Source organism: Streptomyces sp. CLV115 (assembly GCF_038448545.1).
Classification (GTDB): domain Bacteria; phylum Actinomycetota; class Actinomycetes; order Streptomycetales; family Streptomycetaceae; genus Streptomyces; species Streptomyces sanglieri.
In genome coordinates this window covers 41,163-65,041 of record NZ_JBCEWQ010000007.1, presented here as the reverse complement: position 1 = coordinate 65,041, position 23,879 = coordinate 41,163, and the positions used below count along the sequence as shown (strand labels likewise).

The 23,879-nt window shown below is 69.4% G+C and carries 23 protein-coding genes and 3 pseudogenes; 14 read left to right on the top strand and 12 right to left on the bottom strand.

The window, feature by feature from the left end:
- Positions 1 to 194: 194 nt before the first annotated feature.
- The 3 genes from AADR41_RS04470 to AADR41_RS04460 all read left to right on the top strand — a co-directional run bounded on the left by AADR41_RS04470 (position 195) and on the right by AADR41_RS04460 (position 2,998).
- The gene (locus tag AADR41_RS04470) at positions 195 to 641 is read left to right on the top strand and encodes an NUDIX hydrolase (RefSeq protein ID WP_342280046.1); all 447 of its coding nucleotides are present in this window, start codon (positions 195 to 197) and stop codon (positions 639 to 641) included.
- Positions 642 to 843: 202 nt separating this feature from the next.
- On the top strand, positions 844 to 2,016 hold the full coding sequence (locus AADR41_RS04465) for a serine hydrolase domain-containing protein (RefSeq protein WP_342280045.1): 1,173 nt from the start codon (positions 844 to 846) through the stop codon (positions 2,014 to 2,016).
- A gap of 331 nt (positions 2,017 to 2,347) precedes the next feature.
- The gene (locus AADR41_RS04460) at positions 2,348 to 2,998 is read left to right on the top strand and encodes a formylglycine-generating enzyme family protein (protein WP_342280044.1); all 651 of its coding nucleotides are present in this window, start codon (positions 2,348 to 2,350) and stop codon (positions 2,996 to 2,998) included.
- A gap of 102 nt (positions 2,999 to 3,100) precedes the next feature.
- Here AADR41_RS04460 and AADR41_RS04455 read toward each other — a convergent pair whose 3' ends face one another.
- The 4 genes from AADR41_RS04455 to AADR41_RS04440 all read right to left on the bottom strand — a co-directional run bounded on the left by AADR41_RS04455 (position 3,101) and on the right by AADR41_RS04440 (position 7,405).
- Positions 3,101 to 3,373 (bottom strand): HPr family phosphocarrier protein, encoded by a 273-nt coding sequence (locus AADR41_RS04455; RefSeq protein WP_342280043.1) that lies wholly within the window; start codon positions 3,371 to 3,373, stop codon positions 3,101 to 3,103.
- A 111-nt stretch (positions 3,374 to 3,484) separates the two neighbouring features.
- Positions 3,485 to 5,557 carry a PTS fructose transporter subunit IIABC gene (locus AADR41_RS04450; RefSeq protein ID WP_342280042.1) on the bottom strand — a complete coding sequence of 691 codons (2,073 nt, stop codon included), beginning with the start codon at positions 5,555 to 5,557 and terminating at the stop codon, positions 3,485 to 3,487.
- A gap of 142 nt (positions 5,558 to 5,699) precedes the next feature.
- Positions 5,700 to 6,647 (bottom strand): 1-phosphofructokinase, encoded by a 948-nt coding sequence (pfkB, locus tag AADR41_RS04445; RefSeq protein ID WP_342280041.1) that lies wholly within the window; start codon positions 6,645 to 6,647, stop codon positions 5,700 to 5,702.
- Positions 6,644 to 7,405 (bottom strand): DeoR/GlpR family DNA-binding transcription regulator, encoded by a 762-nt coding sequence (locus AADR41_RS04440; protein WP_342280096.1) that lies wholly within the window; start codon positions 7,403 to 7,405, stop codon positions 6,644 to 6,646. Before AADR41_RS04440 ends, pfkB begins: the two co-directional genes overlap by 4 nt.
- A gap of 271 nt (positions 7,406 to 7,676) precedes the next feature.
- Between AADR41_RS04440 and AADR41_RS04435 the strand changes: the two genes are divergently transcribed.
- Positions 7,677 to 8,153 carry a hypothetical protein gene (locus AADR41_RS04435; RefSeq protein ID WP_342280040.1) on the top strand — a complete coding sequence of 159 codons (477 nt, stop codon included), beginning with the start codon at positions 7,677 to 7,679 and terminating at the stop codon, positions 8,151 to 8,153.
- Positions 8,154 to 8,191: 38 nt separating this feature from the next.
- The gene (locus tag AADR41_RS04430; protein ID WP_342280039.1) at positions 8,192 to 8,485 is read left to right on the top strand and encodes a hypothetical protein; all 294 of its coding nucleotides are present in this window, start codon (positions 8,192 to 8,194) and stop codon (positions 8,483 to 8,485) included.
- A gap of 14 nt (positions 8,486 to 8,499) precedes the next feature.
- Here AADR41_RS04430 and AADR41_RS04425 read toward each other — a convergent pair.
- Positions 8,500 to 9,371 (bottom strand): annotated as a pseudogene (locus tag AADR41_RS04425) (IS5 family transposase).
- A gap of 282 nt (positions 9,372 to 9,653) precedes the next feature.
- Here AADR41_RS04425 and AADR41_RS04420 point away from each other — a divergent pair.
- The 4 genes from AADR41_RS04420 to AADR41_RS04405 all read left to right on the top strand — a co-directional run bounded on the left by AADR41_RS04420 (position 9,654) and on the right by AADR41_RS04405 (position 13,322).
- Positions 9,654 to 10,025 (top strand): class I SAM-dependent methyltransferase, encoded by a 372-nt coding sequence (locus tag AADR41_RS04420; protein WP_342280095.1) that lies wholly within the window; start codon positions 9,654 to 9,656, stop codon positions 10,023 to 10,025.
- Between the two features lie 442 nt (positions 10,026 to 10,467).
- Positions 10,468 to 11,496, top strand: coding sequence for a hypothetical protein (locus AADR41_RS04415; RefSeq protein WP_342280038.1), 1,029 nt, complete (start codon positions 10,468 to 10,470; stop codon positions 11,494 to 11,496).
- Between the two features lie 329 nt (positions 11,497 to 11,825).
- Entirely contained in the window at positions 11,826 to 12,284 is a 459-nt protein-coding gene (locus AADR41_RS04410; protein WP_342280037.1) for a hypothetical protein, read from the top strand.
- A gap of 408 nt (positions 12,285 to 12,692) precedes the next feature.
- Positions 12,693 to 13,322: a MarC family protein gene (locus tag AADR41_RS04405; RefSeq protein WP_342280036.1), complete on the top strand. Its 630-nt coding sequence runs from the start codon at positions 12,693 to 12,695 to the stop codon at positions 13,320 to 13,322.
- Between the two features lie 13 nt (positions 13,323 to 13,335).
- Here the strand turns inward: AADR41_RS04405 and AADR41_RS04400 are convergent, their stop codons facing one another.
- From AADR41_RS04400 to AADR41_RS04385, 4 genes are read right to left on the bottom strand one after another with little or no spacing between them, the layout of a single operon-like run.
- Positions 13,336 to 14,484 carry an XdhC family protein gene (locus AADR41_RS04400; RefSeq protein ID WP_342280035.1) on the bottom strand — a complete coding sequence of 383 codons (1,149 nt, stop codon included), beginning with the start codon at positions 14,482 to 14,484 and terminating at the stop codon, positions 13,336 to 13,338.
- On the bottom strand, positions 14,477 to 16,720 hold the full coding sequence (locus tag AADR41_RS04395; protein ID WP_342280034.1) for a xanthine dehydrogenase family protein molybdopterin-binding subunit: 2,244 nt from the start codon (positions 16,718 to 16,720) through the stop codon (positions 14,477 to 14,479). Before AADR41_RS04395 ends, AADR41_RS04400 begins: the two co-directional genes overlap by 8 nt.
- Positions 16,717 to 17,709 carry an FAD binding domain-containing protein gene (locus AADR41_RS04390; RefSeq protein WP_342280033.1) on the bottom strand — a complete coding sequence of 331 codons (993 nt, stop codon included), beginning with the start codon at positions 17,707 to 17,709 and terminating at the stop codon, positions 16,717 to 16,719. The genes AADR41_RS04395 and AADR41_RS04390 overlap by 4 nt, the downstream gene beginning before the upstream one ends.
- Positions 17,706 to 18,254, bottom strand: a complete 549-nt coding sequence (locus AADR41_RS04385) for a (2Fe-2S)-binding protein (protein ID WP_342280094.1) — start codon at positions 18,252 to 18,254, stop codon at positions 17,706 to 17,708. Before AADR41_RS04385 ends, AADR41_RS04390 begins: the two co-directional genes overlap by 4 nt.
- A 285-nt stretch (positions 18,255 to 18,539) precedes the next feature.
- Here AADR41_RS04385 and AADR41_RS04380 point away from each other — a divergent pair.
- Together AADR41_RS04380 and AADR41_RS04375 are read left to right on the top strand one after the other, a co-directional pair.
- A pseudogene (locus tag AADR41_RS04380) lies at positions 18,540 to 19,121 on the top strand (TetR/AcrR family transcriptional regulator); the annotation flags it as partial.
- Positions 19,122 to 19,353: 232 nt separating this feature from the next.
- Positions 19,354 to 19,959: a GrpB family protein gene (locus tag AADR41_RS04375; protein ID WP_342280032.1), complete on the top strand. Its 606-nt coding sequence runs from the start codon at positions 19,354 to 19,356 to the stop codon at positions 19,957 to 19,959.
- 22 nt (positions 19,960 to 19,981) lie between these two features.
- Here AADR41_RS04375 and AADR41_RS04370 read toward each other — a convergent pair.
- Positions 19,982 to 20,353, bottom strand: a pseudogene (locus AADR41_RS04370) (MFS transporter); the annotation flags it as partial.
- 201 nt (positions 20,354 to 20,554) lie between these two features.
- Here AADR41_RS04370 and AADR41_RS04365 point away from each other — a divergent pair.
- Both AADR41_RS04365 and AADR41_RS04360 read left to right on the top strand, forming a co-directional pair.
- Positions 20,555 to 21,085, top strand: coding sequence for a hypothetical protein (locus AADR41_RS04365; protein WP_342280031.1), 531 nt, complete (start codon positions 20,555 to 20,557; stop codon positions 21,083 to 21,085).
- A 208-nt stretch (positions 21,086 to 21,293) separates the two neighbouring features.
- Positions 21,294 to 21,635 (top strand): DUF5713 family protein, encoded by a 342-nt coding sequence (locus AADR41_RS04360; RefSeq protein ID WP_342280030.1) that lies wholly within the window; start codon positions 21,294 to 21,296, stop codon positions 21,633 to 21,635.
- A 56-nt stretch (positions 21,636 to 21,691) separates the two neighbouring features.
- On the opposite strand, the gene AADR41_RS04355 is transcribed toward AADR41_RS04360, so the two are convergent.
- Positions 21,692 to 22,135 (bottom strand): HIT family protein, encoded by a 444-nt coding sequence (locus tag AADR41_RS04355; protein ID WP_342280029.1) that lies wholly within the window; start codon positions 22,133 to 22,135, stop codon positions 21,692 to 21,694.
- A 138-nt stretch (positions 22,136 to 22,273) separates the two neighbouring features.
- On the opposite strand from AADR41_RS04355, the gene AADR41_RS04350 reads away from it, so the two are divergent.
- Positions 22,274 to 22,861, top strand: a complete 588-nt coding sequence (locus AADR41_RS04350) for an O-methyltransferase (RefSeq protein WP_446750975.1) — start codon at positions 22,274 to 22,276, stop codon at positions 22,859 to 22,861.
- A gap of 213 nt (positions 22,862 to 23,074) precedes the next feature.
- On the opposite strand, the gene AADR41_RS04345 is transcribed toward AADR41_RS04350, so the two are convergent.
- Entirely contained in the window at positions 23,075 to 23,806 is a 732-nt protein-coding gene (locus tag AADR41_RS04345; protein ID WP_342280027.1) for an alpha/beta fold hydrolase, read from the bottom strand.
- Between the last annotated feature and the right edge of the window lie 73 nt (positions 23,807 to 23,879).

Genomic DNA, 23,879 nt, shown 5'->3' with positions numbered 1-23,879 from the left:
CCGATGCTCTCGGGATGCGACACCTTCGGTGGCCTGCGTCGCGCAAGCAAAGTGGCGGGGACGTCGCTCCAGGGGGCGCACTCTGCCGAAACCCCTCACCTCGGAGAGGAGCACCTCCGGTGCATGATCCGGAAGTTGTCCCGACCTGTCCCGGTCGGCGTACGACACGGGCGTGGGCCACGCATAATGAGCGCATGGCCCGCCCCAGAATCCGTGTCGCCGCATACGTGATCCGGCATCGTTCCGTACCCGAATTGCTGGTGTTCGACCATGTCGGGACTCCGGCCGCCGGCACTCAGGTGCCCGCAGGTGGTGTCGGGCCGGACGAGGAACTTGAACCGGCCGTGCTACGAGAAGTCGCCGAAGAAACCGGGCTGTCGGACGTTGTCGTGGTCCGGCGGGTTGCGGTGGAGGACAAGCCGCACCCCGAAACGGGGCAGCCACGCAGGACCACCTTCTTCTTCCTCCGGACGTCGGCCGACACCCCTGACATGTGGGAGCACAGAGTCAATGGCGATGACGAGGACTCCGGTCTCACCTTCGCATGCCGCTTCCTGGCCCTTCCTCTGAAGCAACCACTGGCGGATGAACAAGACGCCTGGCTGGGCCGCATCGACCCTTTCTGGGCCACGCCCGAGTAGTCCGCCGGAAGCGATGCGACACGTCCCGAGGGCCGGCCGAAGAGTCGTGTGCTGTGACACCGGAGCCCACCGAAGAATGTTGCGGAGCCACCCTTGCGGGATCAGGCAGGACAGGCGTAGGGGTGAATTCAGTGGGTGCTCGGGGAGCGCTCCGGGAAGTACCTGATGTCCGGGCCCGCAGCCCGCTGACAGCATGCGGGACATGACCTCAACAGGTATGACAAGAAGGGCCGTTGTGGGAGCGGCGCTGTCGGGAACGGCGGCGCTTCTCGCCACCGCGGCGCTGCCCGCGCCGCGCGCCACCGCCTCATCCCCATCGCTCCCGCCACTGGATCCCACCGCCCTGAAGGCGGCCGTCGGCGACCTGGAGCACCCGCCGTCAACCGGGGCCCAGTTGCGAGTCGGTGGCACGGCCGGGCACTGGCAGGGCACTTCCGGTGTGGCCGATGCAGTCACGCGGCGGCCGGTGAGGGCAGGGGACAAGGTCCGGATCGGCAGCATCACCAAGGTCTTCGTCGCCACGGTGCTGCTCCAGCTGGTGGGGGAGGGCCGGATCGAGCTGGACGCGCCCGTCACACATCTCCTGCCCGGGTGGCTGCCTGCCGGCTTCTCCTCGGTCACCGTGGCCCACCTGCTGAACCACACCAGCGGGCTGCCCGACCACGTCGGCATCCCGGAACCGGAGACCGCGGAGGAGGTGTTCCGCCACCGCTTCGACCACTGGACGCCGCGGGAGTGGGTGGCGACGGCGACGCACGGGCCGCTGAAGTTCACCCCGGGCACCCGACAGGAGTACCGCGGCATCAACTACGTACTGGCCGCACTGATCATCGAAAAGGTGACGGGCCGTCCGTACGGAGAGGGGGTCGAGGCCCGCATCCTGCGTCCGCTCGGCCTGGAGCACACCGTCGTGCCCGGCGACGATCCACGCATCCATGGACCCCACGTGCACGGCTACCTGACGATGACCGACGGCCGGCTGCGGGACATCACGACGTTCGACCAGTCGTCCGCCCGGGGCGAGGGCGACATCATCTCCACCACGGGTGATGTGGACCGAATGCTGGTCGCGCTGTTCTCCGGCGAACTGCTCCAACCGGAGTTGCTCCGGCTGATGTTCACCCTGCCACCCGCCGATGTACGGATGCTCGACGGCTCTCCCGCCCGCTACAGCTCAGGGCTTCAGCAGGCCACCGTCAACGGCATCACGCTCTGGGGCAAGACCGGGGAGACATACGGATACAAGAACGCCGCTTTCTCCACTCGTGACCAGCGGCGCCGCTTCGTGCTCGCTCACCATCCGACGTCCCCGCGCAACGGCGAGGAGACCCAGATGGTCGCTCGGGTCGCCGATCTGCTCACCCGTAACCCGTAACCCGTAACCCGTAACCCGTTACCGGTAACCCGCAACCGGTGACTCTACTCCCGTAGACCATGTCACGAGCGCGACGGGTCTTACCTGCAACCGGGCTCGTGGGACCTGTACTCCCAAGTGATGTGCATACGCGGCGATATGACGGCACATCGGTTGAATCGGCTGCGTCGTCGTCCCACTCCCGTCTGTAAGGTCGGTCGCTCAGCGGGCGGCAGCGCGCGGAATCGGTCCCGTGCGGCTGCCGGTCCTGCGCGTCGGTCCGATGCGCCGGTGCACACGAGGAGCTGTGATGGGGCTGGGATCCGTACTTCGCCAGGTCGATGCCGAGAGCATGAGGAGCATTCCCGCCGGAGAGATCACCCTGCGCGACGAGGGCACGCGGACGGAGTGGAGGGCGGAGGTGGGTGCCTTCGGGCTGGCGGCGTATCCCGTGACCCGGGAGCTGTACCACGCGGTTGGAGGTGAGGTGCCCGAGAGTGAGGCCGGACCGCGTACACCGGTGACCGAGATCTCGTGGATCGGGGCGGTCCGGTTCTGCAACCTGCTCTCGCAGGCGACGGGGCTCCGGCCCTGCTACTCGACGGGTGACGACCCCGACGGTCTGGACGTGGTCTGCGACTGGCGGGCCGACGGCTATCGCCTCCCGTCCGAGGCGGAGTGGGAGTACGCGTGCAGAGCCGGTACCTCCGGCGTTCGTTACGGTGAGCTGGACGAGATCGCCTGGTACCGCGGGAACTCCGGCGGTGAGCTGCACGATGTCGCGACCAGGACGCCCAACGCGTGGGGCGTCCACGACATGATCGGCAACGTGTGGGAGTGGTGCTGGGACCTGTACGACCCGCAGGTCTACGGCCCGTACCGCGTGTTCCGCGGCGGGGGCGGTTTCGACCGGCCCCGGAGCTGCCGGGCGTCGTGCCGCCGCAAGAGCCACCCGACCTTCCGTATCGACGACCTGGGGTTCCGGCTCGCCCGAACGCTGTGAGCGGGTGGGAAGTGTCGGGATGGCGGTGAGGTGCCGGCCAACTGTCCGCTGCCCGGCGGGCGGTCGGTCACCGGGCAGCGGACAGTCGCAGGGCAGCTTGGGTTACGGCGTTGCATCGAGGTCACGGGAGAGAAGCGTGGCCAGCTCCTCGACCGCGGCCTCCGCGCCGTCGCCCTCGGCAGTCAGTACCACTGAATCTCCGTGCAGGGCCCCGAGGGCCAGTACCGAGAGCAGGCTCCGGGCGTCGACCGGGCTCTGACCGTCCCGGCCGATCGTCACCTTCACCGGCTGCTGGGTGGCCGCCTTGACGAACAACGAGGCCGGGCGGGCGTGAAGACCGCTGCGGGAACCGACGGCGACAGTGCGCTGATGCATGGGGACTCTCCTGTGTGGACGGATGGAGGGGGAACGGGGACAAGGCGGAATCCGGCGGAATCCGGCGGAATCCGTGGGGCGTCGACGGGAGCGGAGGAATCAGGATTTCCGTCAGGCCGCGACGGAGATCTTGGGCGCCTCGGGCGCCGGGGCGGCTGCCTCCGTGTTCCGGCCCATGCTCTTGAGCAGGACGACAAGGAGGGTCGCGACCGTCGTTCCGGCGGCGATGGCCAGCAGGTAGAGGAACGGATTTCCGATGAGCGGCACCACGAAGATGCCGCCGTGCGGGGCACGCAGGGTGCAGCCGAAGGCCATCGACAGCGCACCGGTCACCGCGCCGCCCGCCATCACCGACGGGATCACCCGGAGGGGGTCGGCCGCCGCGAACGGGATCGCGCCCTCACTGATGAAGGATGCGCCCAGGACCCAGGCCGCCCGGCCGTTCTCCCGCTCGGTCCTGCTGAACAGCCCGCCTCGTACGGTGGTTGCGAGTGCCATGGCCAGTGGCGGCACCATGCCGGCCGCCATCACCGCGGCCATCACCTTGAGGCTGCCGGGCGTCGGGTCGGCGAGACCGCCGACCGCGAAGGCGTACGCCACCTTGTTGAGCGGGCCGCCCATGTCGAAACACATCATCAGGCCGAGCACGATGCCGAGAATGATCGCGTTGGATCCCGAGAGCCCGTTGAGGCCGTCGGTCAGGGCACGTTGGAGGGACGCGATCGGCTTGCCGACGACGATGAACATGAGGAAGCCGACGACCGCCGAGGCGATCAGGGGAATCACCAGCACCGGCATGATGCCCCGCAGCGTGGGATGGACCTTCACACGTTGGATCGCCATCACCACCGCACCGGCCAGCAGACCCGCCACCAGGCCGCCGAGGAAGCCCGCGTTGACGGTGAGCGCGATGGCCCCGCCCACGAAGCCGGGAACGAGCGCGGGCCGGTCCGCCATTCCGTACGCGATGTACCCGGCCAGTACCGGAACCAGGAAGGCGAACGCGGCGGTGCCGATCTGGTTGAGCAGAGCGGCCCAGCCGGCGGCCTCGCCCCAGACGAAGTGGTCCGCGACGGATTTCGCGCCGGCTATTTCGTAGCCGCCGATGGCGAACGACAGCGCGATGAGCAGCCCGCCGGCCGCGACGAACGGCACCATGTAACTGACGCCGGACATCAGGTAGGTCCGCAGCCGGACCCCGAAGTGCGCGTGGTCACCACCGGTCGTGGCTCCACCGTCCTGATGAGCGGCAGTGCCGGTCGCCAGGACCGTGTTCTCGCCGCGTTCCGCCTTCCGCCTGGCTTCGGCGATCAGCTCGGCAGGACGGTTGATCCCCGCCTTGACCCCGGTGTCGACGATCGGCTTGCCGTCGAAACGTGCCTTGTCGCGCACCTCGACGTCATGTGCCCAGACGACCGCGTCGGCGGCGGCGATCAGCGCCGGATCGAGCCGCTCGAACCCGGCCGAGCCCTGCGTCTCGACATCGAGCACCACGCCCTCGGCGCGGGCCGCGGCCGCCAGGGACTCGGCGGCCATGTAGGTGTGTGCGATCCCGGTCGGACATGACGTGACGGCCACGATCCGGAAGGGTTCGGCGGACGGTGCGGCGTTGTCCGGGGCAGCACCGTCCACCGGTGTGCCGTCAGCCGCAGCCGCATTCCCGGCCGCAGTCCCCGGCGTAGACGCCTCGGGTGCCGGATCCTTGGATGCCGGGGCCTGGGAGACCGAGCCGGCCGGCTCGGCATCCTCGCCACGGATCAGGGCCGCGGCCGCACCGGGGTCGCGCTCCGCGCGCAGTGCTTCCGTGAACTGCGGATCCATCAGCCGTCGTGCCAGGGCGGACAGAATGGTGAGGTGATCGTCGTCGGCCCCGGTCGGCGCGGCTATCAGGAAGACCAGATCGGCGGGGCCGTCCGCCGCACCGAAATCGATTCCCGGGCCGCTGCGGCCGAACGCGAGTGTGGGCTCGGCGACATGCTCGCTGCGGCAGTGCGGGATGCCGATGCCGCCGTCCAGACCGGTCGGCATCTGTGCCTCACGGGCCGCGACATCGGCGAGGAAGCCGTCGAGGTCGGTCACCCGGCCTTCGGTGACCATGCGCACGGCGAGCGACCGGGCGGCGTCCTGCTTCGTCTCGGCGGACAGGTCCAGATCGACCAGTGCCGCGGTGATCAGTTCACTCATCGCGGGGCTCCTTGCTCGTGGACCGTCCGGTGGGCGGCACGGGGGACATTCGGGTCGTTGGGTGCGGACGCAGGCGCCGGCACGGATGCGGATGAGGGCACGGATGCGCGGCCGTCAGGACACCGACTCCGATACGCGGCGGTCATGACGTCGGATCCGTCAGAGGGCGGTCCAGAGGGATTTCGGCGGTCGTGGTGACCGCCGACAGATCGAGATCGGCGGGCGTCGGCATGACGCTGCCCGGAAGTTGCACGGCCGCCGCGCCGTGGGCGACCGCCACGGCGAGCGCGCGCTGCCCGCTGCCGCCGGCAGCGAGGAAGCCGGCGAGCGAGGCGTCGCCCGCTCCGACGTTGCTGCGGACCACATCGACCCGCGCGCTCCCGAAGTACGCCCCCGTGCCGTCGACCAGCAACTGCCCGTCTGCCCCGAGGCTCGCCAGAACGGCCCCGGCGCCACGCCCGCGGAGCTCCTCCGCCGCCTTCATGGCATCGCCCACCGTCGCCAACGGGCGCCCCACGGCTCCGGCGAGCTCCTCCGCGTTCGGCTTGATCACATCGGGGTGCTCCGACAGCGCAGCGGTCAGGGCGGCGCCGGAGGTGTCGAGGGCGATCAGGGCCCCGGCACGGTGGCTCCGGGCGACGAGTTCGGCGTACCACTGCGGGGACAGTCCGCGCGGCAGGCTGCCGCAGCAGGCGATCCAGTCCGTGGCGGCCGACCGGCTCCGCACGGCATCCAGCAGGGCTTCGGCCTCGGCCCCGGTGATCTCCGGGCCTTCCGCGTTGATTTTGGTGAGTGTGCCGTCGGGCTCGACCAGGGTGACATTGATCCGGGTGCTGCCGACGATCGGCACACCGGCCGCCTCGATGCCGTGTTCGCCCAGCAGCCGGGCGAGCAGTGCGCCCTCGGGGCCGCCGAGTGGTGCGACAGCGATCGTACGGTGGCCGGCCGCCGCGACGGCACGCGAGACGTTGATGCCCTTGCCGCCGGGATCCACCCGGTCGCCCGTGGCCCGCAGTACGGAGCCGCGGGTCAGCCGGGGCAGCTCGTACGTCCGGTCGAGGCTCGGATTGGGGGTGACGGTGAGGATCACGCGCGTACTACTTCCGTGCCCTGGCCCTCGATGGCGAGGGCGTCGTCGGAGCCGAGTCCGGTGTCGGTGATGAGCAGGTCGACCTGGGCGAGATCGCCGAACCGGGCGAAGTGCTCCTGGCCGAACTTGGTGGAGTCGGCCAGGAGCACGACCCGCCGGGCGGCGGAGATCATGGCCCGCTTGACGGCGGCCTCGGCCAGGTCCGGTGTGGTGAGACCGCCCTTCGGCGAGAAGCCGTTGGTGGCGAGGAAGACGACGTCGGCGTTGATCTCACGGTAGGCGTTCAACGCCCAGGCATCGACCGCGGCGCGGGTCCGGGGCCGGACCCGGCCGCCGACGAGATGCAGCGCGATGCCTGGGTGGTCGGCGAGACGGGCAGCCACCGGGATCGCATGGGTGACCACGGTGAGGTGGGCGTCGAGCGGAATGACCGCGGCCAGCCGGGCGGCCGTACTGCCCGCGTCGATGATCACGCTGCCGTCGTTGGGCAGCTCACCGATCGCGGCCGACGCGATGCGTTCCTTCTCGTCGATGGCGACGGCATCGCGCTCGGCGAGATCGGGCTCGAAGTCGAGCCGCCCGGCGGGGATCGCGCCGCCATGGACGCGGCGCAGGAGTCCGGCCCGGTCGAGGCTCTTCAGATCGCGCCGCACGGTCTCGGCCGTGACCTGGAATTCCTCTGCCAGGGACAGCACATCGACCCGGCCGCTCTCGCGGGCGAGGCGGAGGATTGCTTGCTGCCGCTCCGGTGCATACATCTTGGTTTGAATCCGTTCCATGCCCGAGTGTGTGGTTTCGCCGTCAGGTTACGCCCGAAGTTCGGGGATGTAAACGGATTCGGGCATTCTCGGGCCTGAACGGACACATGGTGCCGGGGCCGGGCCGTCCCTGTCGGCAGCATCGGAGCGGGCGCGGGGGTACGGATTCGGGCGGAGGGCCGCGGTGGTGCGGGTCCACGGGTGACATGCGACGGGTTCCCCTGCCCCGGACCGGATCGCCATGTCAGTCGTCCTTTGTAGGCTGCGGCGCATGAGTGATGTGTATGAGCTGGCGGTATCGGTCGATCTGCGGGACGAGCTCTCCGGGGCGGAGTTGGCCGATCTGCGCTGGCACCTGGGAATCGGGCCGCGGCCGGAGCGCCTGTCCGTCGTGACCGAGTTCCCGATCGTGGTGGAGGACGAGGCGGGAGAGCCGGTGATCGAGGACGATCCCCGCCCACTGCTGGCGGGCAGCGGCGCGGCCCGGCGGATCGGTGGTGTGCTCGGTTCGGCGCTGGTGGAGCGCGCGGACCTGCCGCGGAAGGGCTGGTCGCTGACCTCCCGGCAGGAAATCCACCCGGATGATTTCGACAAGGCCGGCGAACTGCTCTGCTGGCTGGCGGAGCGCGTCCAGGACACCCACCGGCACGGGGACGATGTCGTTTCGATCGGCCACTTGAGGTTCCATGAATCCTTGACGCCGGAAGTGGTCGAGGTGGCGCACGGGCGGATCACGTGGCCGGCCTAGGCCCTGTCCGGCGGATCACGAGGCCATAGGGTCTGACCGTGATTGATCTCCAGGTCCGAGGCGAGAACGGCATGATCGAGGCCCGCGCGAAGCATGGTGTGGTCTGGGGTCCTGAGCTGGCTGGTCTTGATCAATCAGTGTTTCCCATGCTGGGACACCTGCTGCCGTACGCGGACACCGTTTTCAACCATCGGCAGGTGTCGACCCTGTTGGAGGAGGTACCGCGGCTGCCAGCAGGCGTGCTGACTGATGATTTCGCGAGCGAGTTGGTCGAGCTGGGTCAGGTAGTTCTCGACGGGCAGGGCCTGTACCTGTGGTTCCTCGGGGACTGAGACTGCGGGCCGGCTCAGCTCCGGAGCCATAGCCGGACAGCCGCGGTGGTGACGGTGCCGTGAAAGGCGTAGGCCCTCTTGTCGTAGCGGGTGGCGACGGCCCGGGATTTCTTGAGCCGGTTGATCGTCCGCTCGACTTCGTTGCGGCGTTTGTGGATCTCGCTGTCGAAGCCGGCGGGCCGGCTGCCTCCACTGCCGCGGCGTTTGCGGTTGGCCCGTTGGTCCTTCGGTTCGGGGATGGCGTGCTTGATCTGGCGTCTTCGCAGGTAGCGGCGGTTCCGACGTGAGCTGTACGCCTTGTCGCCGCCTAAGCGGTCCGGCCGGGTGCGGGGGCGACCGCCCTGGGGGGCGGGGGACGTGGATCCGTTCGAGGACCTCGATCATCTGCGGCGCGTCGCCCCACTGGTCGGGCGTGACCAGGAGGGCCATCGGTCGGCAGCCACCTTCACCCGCGAGGTGAATCTTGCAGGTCAGGCTGCCCCGAGCCCTTCGTCGGGGCGGTGGTGACGAGGCGTCGTCCTTTTTTCGGGACACGTGGCTTCTTCTTGCGAGCGCCGGCCGCGTGCTGATGGGCACGGCAGGACGTCGAGTCGACGCTGACCATGCTCCAGTCGATCCGGCCCGCGAGCTCGGCGTCGGCCTGGACGGCACACAGGATCCGGTCCCACGTGCCGTCCGTCGACCAGCGCCGGTGCCGTTCGTAAACGGTCTTCCAGCTGCCGAGACGCTCGGCAAGGTCCCGCCACGGTATGCCCGTCCGGACCCGGAACAAGATCCCGCTGATCACTCTGCGGTGCTCGTTCCATCGCCCGCCACGCAGCCCCGACACCGGCAAGTGCGGCTCCAGCCGGACCCACTCGGCATTCGTCAGATCACCCCGCCCCATGCCAGACACAACGAGCCAGCAATCCGACGGTCACATGATCCGCCGGGCAGAACCTAGCGGGCTCCTCCTGCCCGGCGTGCCACCCGGGGCCGGAGTCTCCGCTCGCGAGTGACGGCAAGTCGTCGGTCGTACGCCCGCCCCTTGCCGACCGAGTAGATCCGTAGCCATCCGTTGTCGGTCCTGCGTAGCTTCGGCCGCATGGCTGACGAGAGCTTCACGCATCCCCGGCTGGCCGCGCTCTACGACATGCTCGAATCCGATCGGAGTGATCTCGTCCCCTAGATCCGCCTGGCCGAGGAGCTGGGAGCGCGCCAGGTCCTGGACATAGGCTGTGGGACAGGAGCGTTCGCCCTTCTGCCGGCCGAACGCGGGATCGAGGTCGTGGGCGTGGATCCGGCAACGGCGTCCGTCGATGTGGCCCATGGCAAGCCGGGCAGCGAACGGGTGCGCTGGGTCCACGGTGATGCGGGGGCACTGCCGCCCCTGCAGGTGGACCTCGTGACCACGACGGCGAACGTGGCCCAGGCCATCGTTGACCCGCAGGTGTGGCGGATGACGCTTCGGGCGGCGTACGAGGCCCTGCGACCCGGCGGATCCTTGTGTTCGAGACGCGGGATCCGGCCCGCCGCGCGCCTGGGAGGAGTGGAAGCGTGAGGCCTCCTACCCCGTGACGGAGCTCCCTGGAGCCGGCGGGTTCGCGAGCTGGGTTCAACTGCTCGAAGTGCGTGGGCCGCTGGTGACCTTTCGCTGGACCTTCGAGTTTACTGCGGGGGACTGACAGCGGATTCCACGTTGCGTATCCGCGAGCGGCGGGAGGTCGAGGCGGAGCTGGTCGCTCAGGGGTCCGTGGTGGACGACGTGCGCGACGCTCCCGACCGCCCCGGCCGCGAGTTGGTCTTCCCTGCCGGACGTCCCCCGGCCGATTGCTGACCGTCCGCGTCCGTACCGTGTTCCCGGGCGGACCGTGCGGACGGGCGGTGTGATCCGCGCTGCTCAAAGCCCGCAGCAGTGCTCATTTCGGTTACGGAGGTTGCCGGGCCCCGGGCCAAGGATGATAGGCAGGGCGCCTGATCGATACGGGGGAGGGCGACAGCCGATGAGGGCGATGCGCCGGATCGCGCTGTACGTGGCGCTGCCACTGGTCCTGCTGCTCGCGGCCGGCTACGGCTGGTACCGGATGAGCGACACCGGCAAGCGGTGGCGGTACGAGGACAGGCTCGCCACGTACTGCGAGGGTCTGATTCCGGCCGCCGAATCCGCCGCCCTGACCTCGTACGCCATCGACCCCGGGCTGCCGCGGGACCGTACGGGTGGTGCGGATGACAACCGCTGGGACGAGTGCGGCGTGGCGGACACTCGACTGCTGGTCGCCCTGATTCCGTACGACGCCGTCCGCAACCGACACGTCTCCGGGGAACCGCTCTCGATGCTCCGCGACGGAAGTTCCGACCGTCTGCCCGTTGCCATCGGCGGTGGCTGGCAGGGGCACACCGACTTCCGCGACACCGGCATCGTGCTCAACTGCACCAACCGGCCCGCCTCCCTCGTGGTGACCGTGAGCGCCGACGAGTCGCACGAGACTGCCGAGGAGACCGGGAAGATCGCCCGACTGGCCACGGCCACTGCCGAGCGGGCCGCCGAACGGTGGTCGTGCGACGCCCCGCACGGCTCCAGGGTGCCGCCCATCCCCGTGCACTCCGACAGCCCGACGCCCGGGAACGCCACCGGCACCTGCGCGGGGATTCCCGCCCCCGACGACGACTCCGTCGACTGGCACCGTGAAGTCACCGCCCCCGGCACCGCGCTCCTGGAAACCTGCGCACTCGGCGAGACCAAGGCGCGGGACGAGGAACTCTACTGGTTCGATGCCTCGTTCGGACCGTACGCTCAGAGCCTGCGGACCCCCGACGACGGCGACTCCGGCGGCTACCGAGGCGACGCGGGCACCGACCGCCACAGCGCCTGGGCGAGTGCCGCATGCGGCAGGGGCCCGCGCGCCCTCTTCACCGTCAACGACACGGAATATGCGGCCCCGTCGCGCGGCTACCTCCGTACCGCCCTGCGTGCCTTTGCCGAACGGGCGGCACAGCGTCATGGATGCACGGACCTGAAGCTGCCCTCCTGACCGGTACGGATTGACGCCCGGTGGTTCGTGTCCCCGGCGAACTCTGGATGCCCGTCGGGCGTCCTGTGCGCGGGCGTCCCGTGCCCAGGGCGCCCCATGCCCAGGGCGCCCCATGCCCCGGGCGCCCTGGGCCCTGGAGGCTGGCCGAACGTGACCGAATTTGGCCGTAGCATGTCAAGAATCATGGCGATGTGCCTTGTTGCTTCAAGGTCGTCGTGCCTCAATGAGGAAGGCAATTCAGACTGACGGTTCGTCAGGAAATTGCTGCATTCCGGCGCGGCTCCCCGATTCGACGCGTCGGCAGTCCCCCCACATGAAGGGCAATCAGCATGAGGCATGGCATACGGCGACTCGCCATCTGTTCCGCCTTCGCCGCAGGCACGCTCGCACTGGCACCCACGGCCGACGCGGTCACCCCCACCACCGCGACCATCTCCTTCGACTGTGGAGCCTACGGCTCGGGCAGCGCGACCCTCACCGCCTCCCAGAGCGGCACGACCGCGACCATCGACGTCTCGACGTCTGCCATCACGGCACCGATCAGCGTCGGGGCCAACTCGGTCAAGTCGACGCTCACACTCACCAACAACGGCTCGGGAGCCGTCACGTTCACCGGCAACTCCAACCCCGCCATACCTGCCGGAAGCCCTGTGTCGACGGGACCGCTCAAGGGGACTGTGGCCTCGGGCGACAGCCTGGTGGCCACGTCCCTCAAGGTCGTGGTCTTCGGCATCACCGCTACCTGCAACGCGACATCCACGCAGTCGCCCGGCCCGTTCGTGTTCTGAGCCGGCCTCCGCGACCTGAGTGAAGCATCGACCGAGGCCGAGGTCGAGGCTGCGTCCGAGGTACGGTCGGCGCCAGGCTCTGCGGCCCACAGGAGTGGCGGGCCGTGTACCCCTCGCGACGCCTTCGGCCACCCCACCGATCCGGGCCGAGCAGCGCAGAGAGAACTGAACACGGATTCACCTGCCGGCCTGTTCATGTGAAGGGCGGGAACCGCAGCAGGCAACCCGGGCATGTGCGGTGGAGCCGACTGTGATCGCCCGGGTAGCAAGTTGCTGTTGCTGTTGCTGTTGCTGTTGCCGGGCCAGTGGCAGCGGTGTGCTTCGGATGCGAAGCGGATCCCCCAGGAGATGAGCGACACCAGCCTCGCCCTGCCACGAGCTTCCGGCCCCGCGGCCTAGATTTCGTAGGTGAACGCGCTCACCTTCTCGGCCGCTCTGATCACCTTCGTCTCGGTCGTCGGGCCGCCCAAGGTACTGATCTCCTTTGCCCACCTTGCCGATCTGCACCCGACTCGCCAATTGCGCACCATCGCCTTCATCTCCTGTGGCGCGGCGGTCTTCATCGGTCTGGTGGCCAGCCTGACCGCTCCTCTGCTCCTGGACCTTTTTCACATCAGCACCCCCGCGCTCCTGCTCGCCGGCGGCATCATCTTCTTCCTCTACGCCGTCGGTCTCGTCCTGGGGATCCCGACCGGAATGGATGCACCGGACCAGGACGCCCCCGATGTGACCAGTGGTCTGCGTGAGCTTCTCGTACCGTTCGTCGTCAGTCCGCTGGCCATGACAGCACTGCTCATCGAGGCCACAGCGCGTTCGTCCTGGACCTGGCGCTCCACGGTGGCCGGTGCATACGTGGCGGTGATCCTGCTCGACCTCGTCTGCATCCTGCTCCTGGAACGGCTGCTGCGCGCCGCGCACCATGCGACCTTCGAACTGCTCGGCCGGCTTCTGGGGCTTCTGCTGGCCGCGGTCAGCATCGACCTGGTCCTCGACGGCCTGGCGGAACTCGGTGCCGGGCTGAGCGGGCGCGGCCACTGAGGGCCCCGCCGAATCAGGCCGCCGCTCGCGAGCGGGGGTCTCCGGCCTCCCTGCCGTCGGTGTCATGGTGGATCGGTGTCCGCGATCCGGTCAGCGGAGCACCCGTTCCGCCGCGCCGGGCCGCGACGATCTCCGCCGCGATCGACAGCGCGGTCTCCTCGGGGGTACGGGCACCGAGGTCGAGGCCGATCGGAGAATGCAGACGTGCCAACTCCTGGTCGGTCAAACCGACTTCGCGCAGGCGCCGGTCCCGGTCCTCGTGGGTGCGGCGCGAGCCCATCGCACCGACGAACGCGACCGGCAGCCGCAGGGCCGCCTCCAGGAGGGGAACGTCGAACTTGGCGTCATGGGTGAGCAGACACAGGACGGTTCGTGCGTCGGTCGCGGTACGCCGGAGGTAGCGGTGCGGCCAGTCGACCACCAGGTCGTCGGCATCCGGGAAGCGGAGGCGGGTCGCGAAGACCGGCCGGGCATCGCACACGGTCACGTGATAGCCCAGGAACTTGCCCGCCCGGACCAATGCCGTCGCGAAGTCCACCGCACCGAACACGATCAGCCGGGGCGGCGGCACCCTCGACTCCACGAACAGTGTCACGCCGCCCGGGCAACGCGCCCCGTCCTCCGCGATCTCGACGGTGCCGGTGCGGCCGATGTCCAGCATCGCCCGGGCCTCCGCGGCCGCAGTGCGCTCCAGCTCCGAGGGCCCGCCGAGGCTGCCCTCGTACGATCCGTCCGGGCGGACGAGCAGCGCCCGGCCGAGCAGTTCCACCGGGCCCCGGGCCACCCGGGCGAGCGCCGCCGCCTCTCCCCGGCCCGCGGCCGACACCCCCGCCCGGAACACCGGCGCGTCCGTGCGCACCGGCGTGACCAGGATGTCGATGACGCCGCCACAGGTGAGCCCCACCGCGAAGGCGTCCTCGTCGTCGTAGCCGAACCGCGCGCGTACCGGCCGCCCGTCCCCAAGCGCCCGGACGCACAGCTCGTACACCGCGCCCTCCACACAACCGCCGGAAACCGAGCCGATGACGGTGCCGTCACCGTCGACGGCCAGGGCGGCGCCCGGACCGCGCGGTGCGCTGCCGCTGACGGCCACGACGGTGGCGACGGCGAAGTCCCGGCCCTCCTCGAACCACCGGCTCAGCTCCTCGGCGATGTCAAGCACCCGGCGCTCCTCCTTCTGCCCCGCCGCCCGCTGTTCCGCCCTCCGCCGGGCCACTTCGGGTTCCGCTCTCGTCCCGGCCGTGCGGAATTCCTTCCGTCGCCCGGCGGCGGGCCTCGTCCGCCGCACGCAGGACGCGGTCCGGACGGATCGGCAGTTCCCGGTGGCGTACGCCGGTCGCATGCCAGACCGCGTTGGCGATCGCGGCGGCGACGCCCACGACGCCGATCTCGCCGATGCCCTTGATCGTGATCGGATCGCCCGGGACGGGGTCGTCCACCCAGTCGGCCTCGATGAGCGGGACGTCGGCGTGGGCGGCGACGTGGTAGCCGGCGAGGTCGGGGCCGACATGGCCGCCCGAGACCTGATCCCTGACCGCCTCCTCGTGGAGGGCCATGGACAGGCCCCAGGTCATTCCGCCGATGAACTGGCTGCGCGCGGTGAGCGGGTTGACGATGGTGCCCGCAGCGTAGATGCCGAGCAGCCGTCGTACGCGCACCTCACCGGTGTCCACGTCCACCGCGACCTCGGCGAATTGCGCACCGAACGAATGGCGCTCCTTCCGGGCGAGCGCGGCGATCGCCTCCGCCGTGTCCGACCGGGCGGTGATCCCCTCCGACGGAATGCCACCTCCCAGCGCCAGACGCTCCCGCAGCTCGTTCGCGGCGATCGTCACGGCCCACGCCCAGGAGCGCGTTCCCATCGAGCCGCCGGCGATCATCGCCGGGCCGATGTCACTGTCCGCGATGCGTACCCGTACGGAGTCCGGGTCCACCCCCAGCGTGTCCGCTGCGACCAGCAGCATCGCCGTCCGCGCCCCGGTCCCGACGTCCGCCGCGTTGATCCGTACGGTGAAGGTGCCGTCCGGCTCCGCGGTCACGGCCGCCGTGGAGGGAGCGACCCCGGAGGGGTAGGTGGCCGCCGCCGTGCCCGTCCCGATCAGCCGGCGCCCCTCGCGGCGCAGGCCGGGGCGAGGATCACGGTCCGCCCAGCCGAACCTGCGGGCGCCCTCCTCGAAACAGGCGAGCACATTGCGGCTGCTGAACGGCAGCCCGGACACCGGGCCGGTCGCGGGTTCATTGCGTGCGCGGAGCGCGATCGGATCCACGCCGCACTTCTCGGCCAGCTCGTCAAGAGCCGATTCGAGGGCGAAAGACCCGGGTGCCTCGCCGGGCGCCCGCATCCACGTCGGGGTCGGAACGTCGAGCCGCACGAGCCGGTGCAGGGTGTGATGCGCGTCGGCGTCGTACAGCACACGCCCCAGGGCGGCGCTCGACTCGACGAACTCGTACACGGTCGACGTGAGGCTCTGCGCCCGGTGGTCGAACGCACGCAACCGACCGTCGGCGTCGGCACCGAGCCTGATCCGCTGCGCCGTCGGGCTGCGGTAGCCGATGAGGGAAAACATCTGGCGGCGAGTCAGCACGACACGGACCGGGCGTTGGAGGACGGTCGCGGCCATCACGGCCGCCACCTGATGCGGACTCAGTCCCTTCGACCCGAACGCGCCTCCGACGTGCTCCGACCGTACCCGCACGGATGCCGGATCGAGGGAGAAGAGCTGTGCCAGCTCGTTCGCCACCCAGCTGCTGCCCTGATTGGAGTCGACGACGTCGAGCCGGCCGCCGTCCCAGCGAGCCGTGGCCGCATGCGGCTCCATAGGGTTGTGGTGCTCCTCCGGAGTGGTGTACTCCGCATCCACGACGACGGCAGAGGCGTCGAGTTGAGCCTCCACGTCCCCCTTCTCCGTCTCCGACTGCGCCATCGGAGTGCTCTGCGGCGTGTAGGCATCCGGGTGGTCGGCGCGGAACGCGACATCGTGCGGCTCCACGTCGTACTCGACCACCAGGGCCTCGGCGGCCTCCCTGGCCTGCTCCGACGTCTCGGCCACCACCAGCGCCACCGGCCAGCCCGCGAAGGGTACGCGGTCGTGCTGGAAGATCCCGACGATCGGGTTCGGCGGCCCCAGCATGCCCATGTACTCGATGTCGACGCGAGGCGCGTTCTTGTGGTGCAGCACGGTCAGGACTCCGGGCATGGCCAGCACCGGGCCGTCCTCCACCGAGCGGATCCGGCCACAGGCCACCGACGACAACACCAGCCACCCATGGGCGAGTTCGGCGAAGGGGACCTCGCCGGCGTACCGGGCCGCCCCGGTGACCTTGTCGCGGCCCTCCACCCGGGTGCGGACGGAGCCGATGGCTCCGGTCACGCTGGGGATCCCGGTCGTCGTGGTCATCGGGAGACCTCCTCGGTGAGCTCGGTCAGCACGGCCACGATGAGGTTGCGCATCAGCGTCACCTTGTATCCGTTGTCGGGAAGGGCCTCGGCGGCCGCCAGCTCGGCGTCCGCCGCAGCGGCGAACGCCTCCGCGCTCGCCGGTCCGCCGACCAGCACGCGCTCGGCCGCACGGGCCCGCCACGGCATCGAGGCGACAGCCCCGAGAGCGAGACGGACTTCGCGCACGACTCCGTCCTCGACGTCGAGCGCGCCGGCGATCGACCCGATCGCGAAGGCGAACGAGGCGCGCTCGCGCACCTTCCGGTACCGCGAGCGGGCGGCCACCGGGGCGGGCGGCAGCGTGACGCCGGTGATCAGAGCGCCCGGCGGGAGCGCGGTCTCGATGTGCGGTGTGTCACCCACGGGCAGGTAGAACCCGTCGATCGGCAACTCGCCCGGCCCGTCCGCCGTTTCGTACGAGATGACGGCGTCGAAGGCGGCGAGCGCGACCGCCATGTCCGAAGGATGGGTGGCGATGCAGTGCTCGGACGCGCCGAGAATCGCGTGGTTGTGGTGCTCCCCGTTGACAGCGGGACAACCGCTGCCGGGAGAACGCCTGTTGCACGGCCTGCTGATGTCGGTGAAGTAGCCGCAGCGGGTCCGCTGGAGCAGATTCCCGCCGACCGTGGCCATGTTGCGCAGCTGCCCCGAGGCTCCTGCCAGCACGGCCTGCGCCAACGCAGGGTAGCGGCGCCGCACGTCGGGATGGGCGGCGAGGTCGCTGTTGGTGACGGTCGCCCCGATCCGCAGTCCTCCGTCGCGGTCCAACTCGATCTCGTCGAGCGGAAGTTCGCGTACGTCCACCAGGAGAGCAGGTCGTTCCACGCCGGTCTTCATGAGGTCCACGAGGTTGGTACCCCCGCCGAGGAAGCGGGCGTCGGGGTCGGAACCGATCAGTGCGACCGCTCCGGGAACATCGAAGGCCCGCTCGTAGCCGAATTCCCTCACGCCGCTGCCTCCTTGCCCCGGACCTCGGCCGCCTGCGCCACTGCCTGCACGATCGACACATAGGCACCGCAGCGGCACAGGTTGCCGCTCATCCGCTCGCGGATCTCCTCGGCGCTGAGCGCGGGCACCCCGGCCTCCGGCCGGACATCGTCGGTCGCCGCGCTCGGCCAGCCCGCCGCGTGTTCCTCGATCACCGCGATGGCTGAACAGATCTGCCCGGGAGTGCAGTATCCGCACTGATAGCCGTCGAGGTCGAGGAAGGCCTGCTGCACCGGATGGAGCCGCTCGCCGTCGGCAACACCTTCGATGGTGGTGATCGCGCGTCCCTCGGCCGCGACTGCCAACTGGAGGCAGGACACCGCTCGGCGCCCATCGAGCAGCACCGTACAGGCACCGCATTGACCCAGGTCGCAGCCCTTCTTGGACCCCGTCATGTCGAGGTGCTCACGCAGGGCGTCGAGCAGGGTGGTGCGATGGTCGACGGGCAGTGTGTACTTTTCGCCATTGATGTTCAGGGTGATGGCACTGGACGTCGATGGAGTCATGATCAGCCTTCTTTCGCATTGCTGATGCGCGTCGAGCGAGACGATCCCGGTGGACATTACGGGAGGGAGAGGGCGATGAGAATGAACGAACCGATGACGGTGGGCGCAGGTCGGCCGCACCGGCCGGATCTGCCGCTAAGGTGAGTCCAAGCGGACAGCTGTCCACTTGTTGTCGAACCTAGCGGACAGCTGTCCGCTCAGCAAGGCCGGACTCGGTTGCCCTTTCAGTGAGTTCGGCTGCCCTTTCCGTGAGGAGGAAGAATGCGGGACGAGGTACGGGGCGAGATGCGCGACGGGCAGGGCGCGCCTCTGCGGCCGGACGCGCAACGCAACCGTGAACGCATTCTGGAAGTCGCGCTGACAGAGCTGACGCGGGCGGCGGACGCCCCGTTGAGCACCATCGCGAAGAAGGCGGGCGTCGGACAGGGGACGTTCTACCGCAACTTCCCCAACCGGGAGGCCCTCGTCCTGGAGGTCTACCGCTTCGAGATGCAGCAGGTCGCAGACACCGCGGCCCAGCTGCTCAGTACCCGCGCACCTGACCGGGCCCTGAGGGAGTGGATGGACCGGCTGGCCCAGTACGCCATGGCCAAGGCCGGCCTGGCTGACGCGTTGCGCAAGTCCACCAGCAACTTCGGCGGCAGCCTGGCCAAGCTGGGGCACGGCCCGGTGACCCGGGCAGTCGCCCTGCTGCTGACCGCCAACGAGCAGGCCGGCACCATCCGACCGGGCATGAGCCCCGACGACTTCGTACTTGCCATCGCCGGGCTCTGGCAGATCGACCCGCACAGTGACTGGCAGCCGCGCGCGACGCGCCTCCTGGACCTTGTGATGGACGGGCTGCGCGCGGGAGCTCCTGGTGCGGAAGCCCCCGGTGCGGGAGTTCCTGGTGTGGAAGCCTCCGGTGCGGGAGTTCCTGGTGTGGAAGCCTCCGGTGCGGAGGGACTCGCAACGGATGACACGGACGCGGGCGTATCGGGGCCGGTGGACCGGGGGACGGGCTGACCCCTCCCCGGGGAGCTGTCCGATTCCATTCGCTCGATCCGATTCTTTTCGCTGTTCCGGCGTCCGGAACACCTGCGGGGGCCAGGCTGGAGGCATGGCTTTCGCAGATGAAGTGGCTCCGGTGGCCGTACTGGAGTATCAACCGCAGTGGCCGGTGGACTTCGATCGCCTGGCCGGGGAGTTGTACAACGCGCTGGGAGGCGAGGCGCGCACGATCGACCACATCGGATCGACATCGGTGCCGGGCCTGGCGGCCAAGGACTGTGTGGACATCCAGGTGCGCGTCGCCGAGATCAAGGAAGCCCGGCAGACCGGGCTTCTCGCCGCGATCGGTTTCCGCTGCCGGCCCGAACCGTGGAATCGAGCCGAGGTCTCGGGCGGACAGGAGTGCAGCAAGCTGGTGTTCGCCCCACCGGTGGGTGCGCGGAGGTGCAACGTACACCTACGCCGGGAGCGCGACCCGAACTGCCGTTACGCGCTCCTGTTCCGTGACTACCTGCGTGCCGACGAGGCTGCCCGACAGCAGTGGGGGAAGTTCAAACGACGGCTGGCCCACAGCGTGCCGGACCTGCTGGACTACGGGCAGATCAAGGCCCCGGCCACCGAGATCCTGATGATCGCGGCCGAACGCTGGGCGGTGGAAACGGGCTGGCAGCTGCCTCCGGGGCGCCTCGCGCCGCGCACGTCTCCCGCGAGGTGAGCGGACTTCGACGGCACCCGGTGAGCCGGTCGAGATGAGCGGTTTCGGCGGCACGCGCCCGGTCGGCGGTCTCGGCGCCTGTGGCCTGCTCCTCGATCACGGCGGTCCGCTGGACGTGGACCACCCCCGCAGGGCTGCCGGTGTCGCGAGCCAGCGGGGCCGCAGCGTCCACTGTGGCGCAGGCCCGGTGGTGGGCGCCCGGGGTGACGATGGCGGGAGGCGCGTCGCCTGTTGCGGCCGGACTGCCGACCAGGGTGAGTGACGGCGCGACCGGTTCGCTGTCGCCGGTTTCTGCCTCGGCCTTGCGCAGCAGGCCGTGGCCGCCGGCCAGAACAGGGACGGTGAGGAGGGAGGTGGCGGCGCAGGGACGGAACGGGACGCTCAGATCGATGGCGCTCTTTCGCACATGGCGGACCGTCTGCTCCACGGCGATCATCAGAGTCCCGGCCGGCACCTCGGGAGCCGGATGCATACCCCGCTTGTCCATGAGCCCACTGTGCATATGCGTGTGGCGCGAATCAGTATCAATCCCACGCCGCGACTCTCGCGGTAACTTTGGTTGCCAAGCCATCATGCGGTAACTAAAGTTGCATGCATGATGCCGTCTGAGATCACCACTGAGGAAGAGACCGCCCTCGGCAAAGCTCTTCTGGATGCCCTCAACCCACTGGCCTCGGCCATGCGTGCCCGAGCGACCGGACTTCCCGAAGAACGCATGTGGGATGCCGACCCCGTCGACGTCACTCTCTCGATCCTCACCACCTGGAAGGTGGTGGACGCGGAGGTCAAGCGCTTGACGGCAATCGCGGCAAGGACCGCCGGCTCCTACGGTGCGAGCTACGGACAGTTGGGCGCTGCCTGGGGGATCACTCGCCAGGGTGCCCGCAAGAAGTGGCCCGAAGCCATCGACAGGTCGGCCTCGGCGGCGGGGACCGGCTTCGTCGAACTGTGCGGGGGCAGCGCCGAGTTGTCCCGGGATCCGTCATCGGGCGGCTGGCGGTGGACCGGACAGGGGGCGGACGGCACGCGCGACGAGGCCGACAGCACCTCCCACTACGCGACGAAGGAAGAGGCTGCCGCCCACGCGGGCGCATTCCTGAAGGAACACGCCATCGAGGAGCGGTAGGCGCCCAAGCCGCTCACAAGGGTTACGGCGGGGAAGTCGCCAAATCGCCGTCGTGCACCGGAGTGCCGGGCCCGGAGGCCGGGATCCCCATTGCGGGGCCACCAAGAAGGTAATGGGGGCACGAAAGTACTGCTTCCGGGCACGCGCCGGGACTGTCAGTGGTGTGGTGCATGATCGGCACGTTGGCTCTTCGAGGAGATGGGGCACCATGCCGATCACGAACCAGCAGGTGGCTGGGCACGCATTTCTGCAGCCGCTGTATGCGGACGCCTACTTTCCCGACCACGTCCTAGACAAGGGCAAGGCGATCCTGCTGAATCTGTGCGAGCGGATCGAGGCTGAGCAGCCGGCGGATCTGCCGGCCCTGTACGTGCTCACGGAGGTGGCGACGGAGCAGTTCAATGCGCTGGAAGCCGAGTTCGTGGCGGCGGGGAGCGAGATCGAGACCGTCGCGCGTGAGGAGATAGGCGAGGACTTCTGGTTCGTGGCGGCGGCGTACGGCTTCTCGGACGCGGATGCGGAGGAGCTGATCGCCGCCAGGGATTGGTGAGCGGCAGGTGCTCCCGACGGCCGACGCGACCGTTGGGAGCTGCCGCCCTCCGGCTCTCAATGCTGCAGGGCATCCAGGACGGCGAGACCGCCGCGGACGGCGGCAGATGCCTCGTCGAGCTGCTCGCGTTCATGGACACGCCCGTCGGAGCCGATGCGAAACGGATCACCTGTGAAGCGAGGGATGACGTGCAGGTGCACATGGAAGACCTCTTGGAACGCGGCTTCGCCGTCCGCGAGAAGCAGGTTGACACCCTCGCACCGCAGGCCTGATCGGCGCAGTGCCCGCCCGAGCCGGTGCGCCACCCTCCAGACCTGGACGCCGGCGTCCTCCGGAAGATCCTCCAGTCCCGCCGAATGCGTCTTGGGAACGACCAGCAGGTGACCGGGGTTGACGGGCCGGAGATCCATGAAGGCGATCACCGATTCGTCCTCATGGACGATGCTGGCCTCCGCCCGACGCTGAACAATCGTGCAGAAGATGCATCCGTGGTCCGCCATGAATGTCCCCTCGGGCTCCAAGTCCATTGTCGCGCCCACCACATCAGATGATTCGTACGGACGCGAACGAGTTCTGTCGCCGAGGCCCGGCGGAGCAAGCTGTCTGAAGGCCCTTGCCGGCAGATATGGTCATGTTTCATGTTGAGAGGGGTTGGGACCATGGAGGAACGTATTGTTCCGCCTCGTGTGGTGGCCGCAGAGCGTGTGGCCTCCGAGGCGGGGTTCAAGAAGAGCTGCATCCCTGAAGTGGGCAGGCTGCTCAAACTGGCCGCTGCCGCGAAGCCCGACGGAGTCATCGCGGAGAGCGGTACCGGTGCCGGAGTCGGCACAGCCTGGCTGCACAGCGGCCTCGGCGCCGGTGCACGTCTGGTCACCGTGGAGCGTGACGAGCAACTGGCCCGCAGAGCGGCCGGCGTCTTCGCGGACGACGAGCGCGTCAGCGTTCTCACGGGGGACTGGAAGCTGCTTGAGCAACACGCCCCGTTCGACGTCTTCTTCTGCGACGGCGGTGGCAAGCGTGACGATCCCCAGCGGGTCGTCGAGCAGCTGGCTCCCGGCGGCCTCCTCGTCCTGGACGACTTCACCCCCTCACCCCATTGGCCGCCTCGTTTCGAGGGGCAAGTGGATGAACTCCGCATGTTCTACCTCACTCATCCGGACCTGGACGCCACCGAGATCCTGACAACACCGGCCAGTTCAATGGTTGTCGGGGCACGTCGCGTCTAGGCAGGTCTCCTGCGGATCACCCCACGAACGCCGGGGCGTCGGTGACGGGACGGCTTCCCGTGACCTGAGCACTGCCCGGCCGGGAACCACACCGAGGTGTGGCATGAACGCGTGCTGCCGCCGGCACCGGAACGGATCAGGTTCCGGACGGTGCTGCGCGGTTCGTGAATGAGCCCGGCCGGCAACGGATGTCGTACCCACACGGGTCCGCGGTCAGCTGCGAACAGGTAGATCCCGGGCGAAGCGGCGGACGGCTTCGGTGAAGGCATCCGGATCGTCGAAGTTCGCGAGATGTCCGGCACGCGGGATCAACTCCACGCGGGCATGCGGATGCGCGCGGACGAAGTCCCGCTCGCCGGACCGGAAGACGGTGTCCTTCTCGCCGTTCAGGATGAGCACGGGAGCCGCCACATGACGCATCGCACCCGCGTCGAAGCAGCCCAGCACCTCGCCCCAGGCGGCCGGCAGAGTGTGGAAGGCGTAGCCGGAGCGGATGGTCGCCTCCACCACCTCGGGTGGGTAGATCCGGCGCAGCAAACGGTCGTTCCACCGGGCCAACCGGTGTGCCGGTATACGAGGGACGAGGCCGGCCACCCACCTGTACGGCGTTGCCCACGGGCCGCTGGTCGAGGCGCTGGCCCCCGCGAGGACCAGCCCGCGCAGCCGCTCCGGGCAGCGCCGCGCGAATTCCAGTGAGACATATCCGCCGAGCGAGTGCCCGACGATCAGAGCCGGCCCGCGGCCGAGCGAGTCCACCGCGGAAGCGATGATCTCCGTCGCCGCGTTCATGCTCCATGGTTGGGCAGAGCGGGCGCCGTGGCCCGGTAGGTCAATGGCGGCTACCGGGAAGTCCTCTTGAAGTGCGGCGAGCTGCGGGCTCCACTGTCCCGCGCTGAACCGCGTCCCGTGCACCAGGACGATGGGCGGTGCATCCGCTGCCGTCATGAGCCCCCCGGATCGACACGCTCTCCTCCTGGCGACTCTACCGGCGGGGCGATCCCCGGCGCCGGGACGCGAA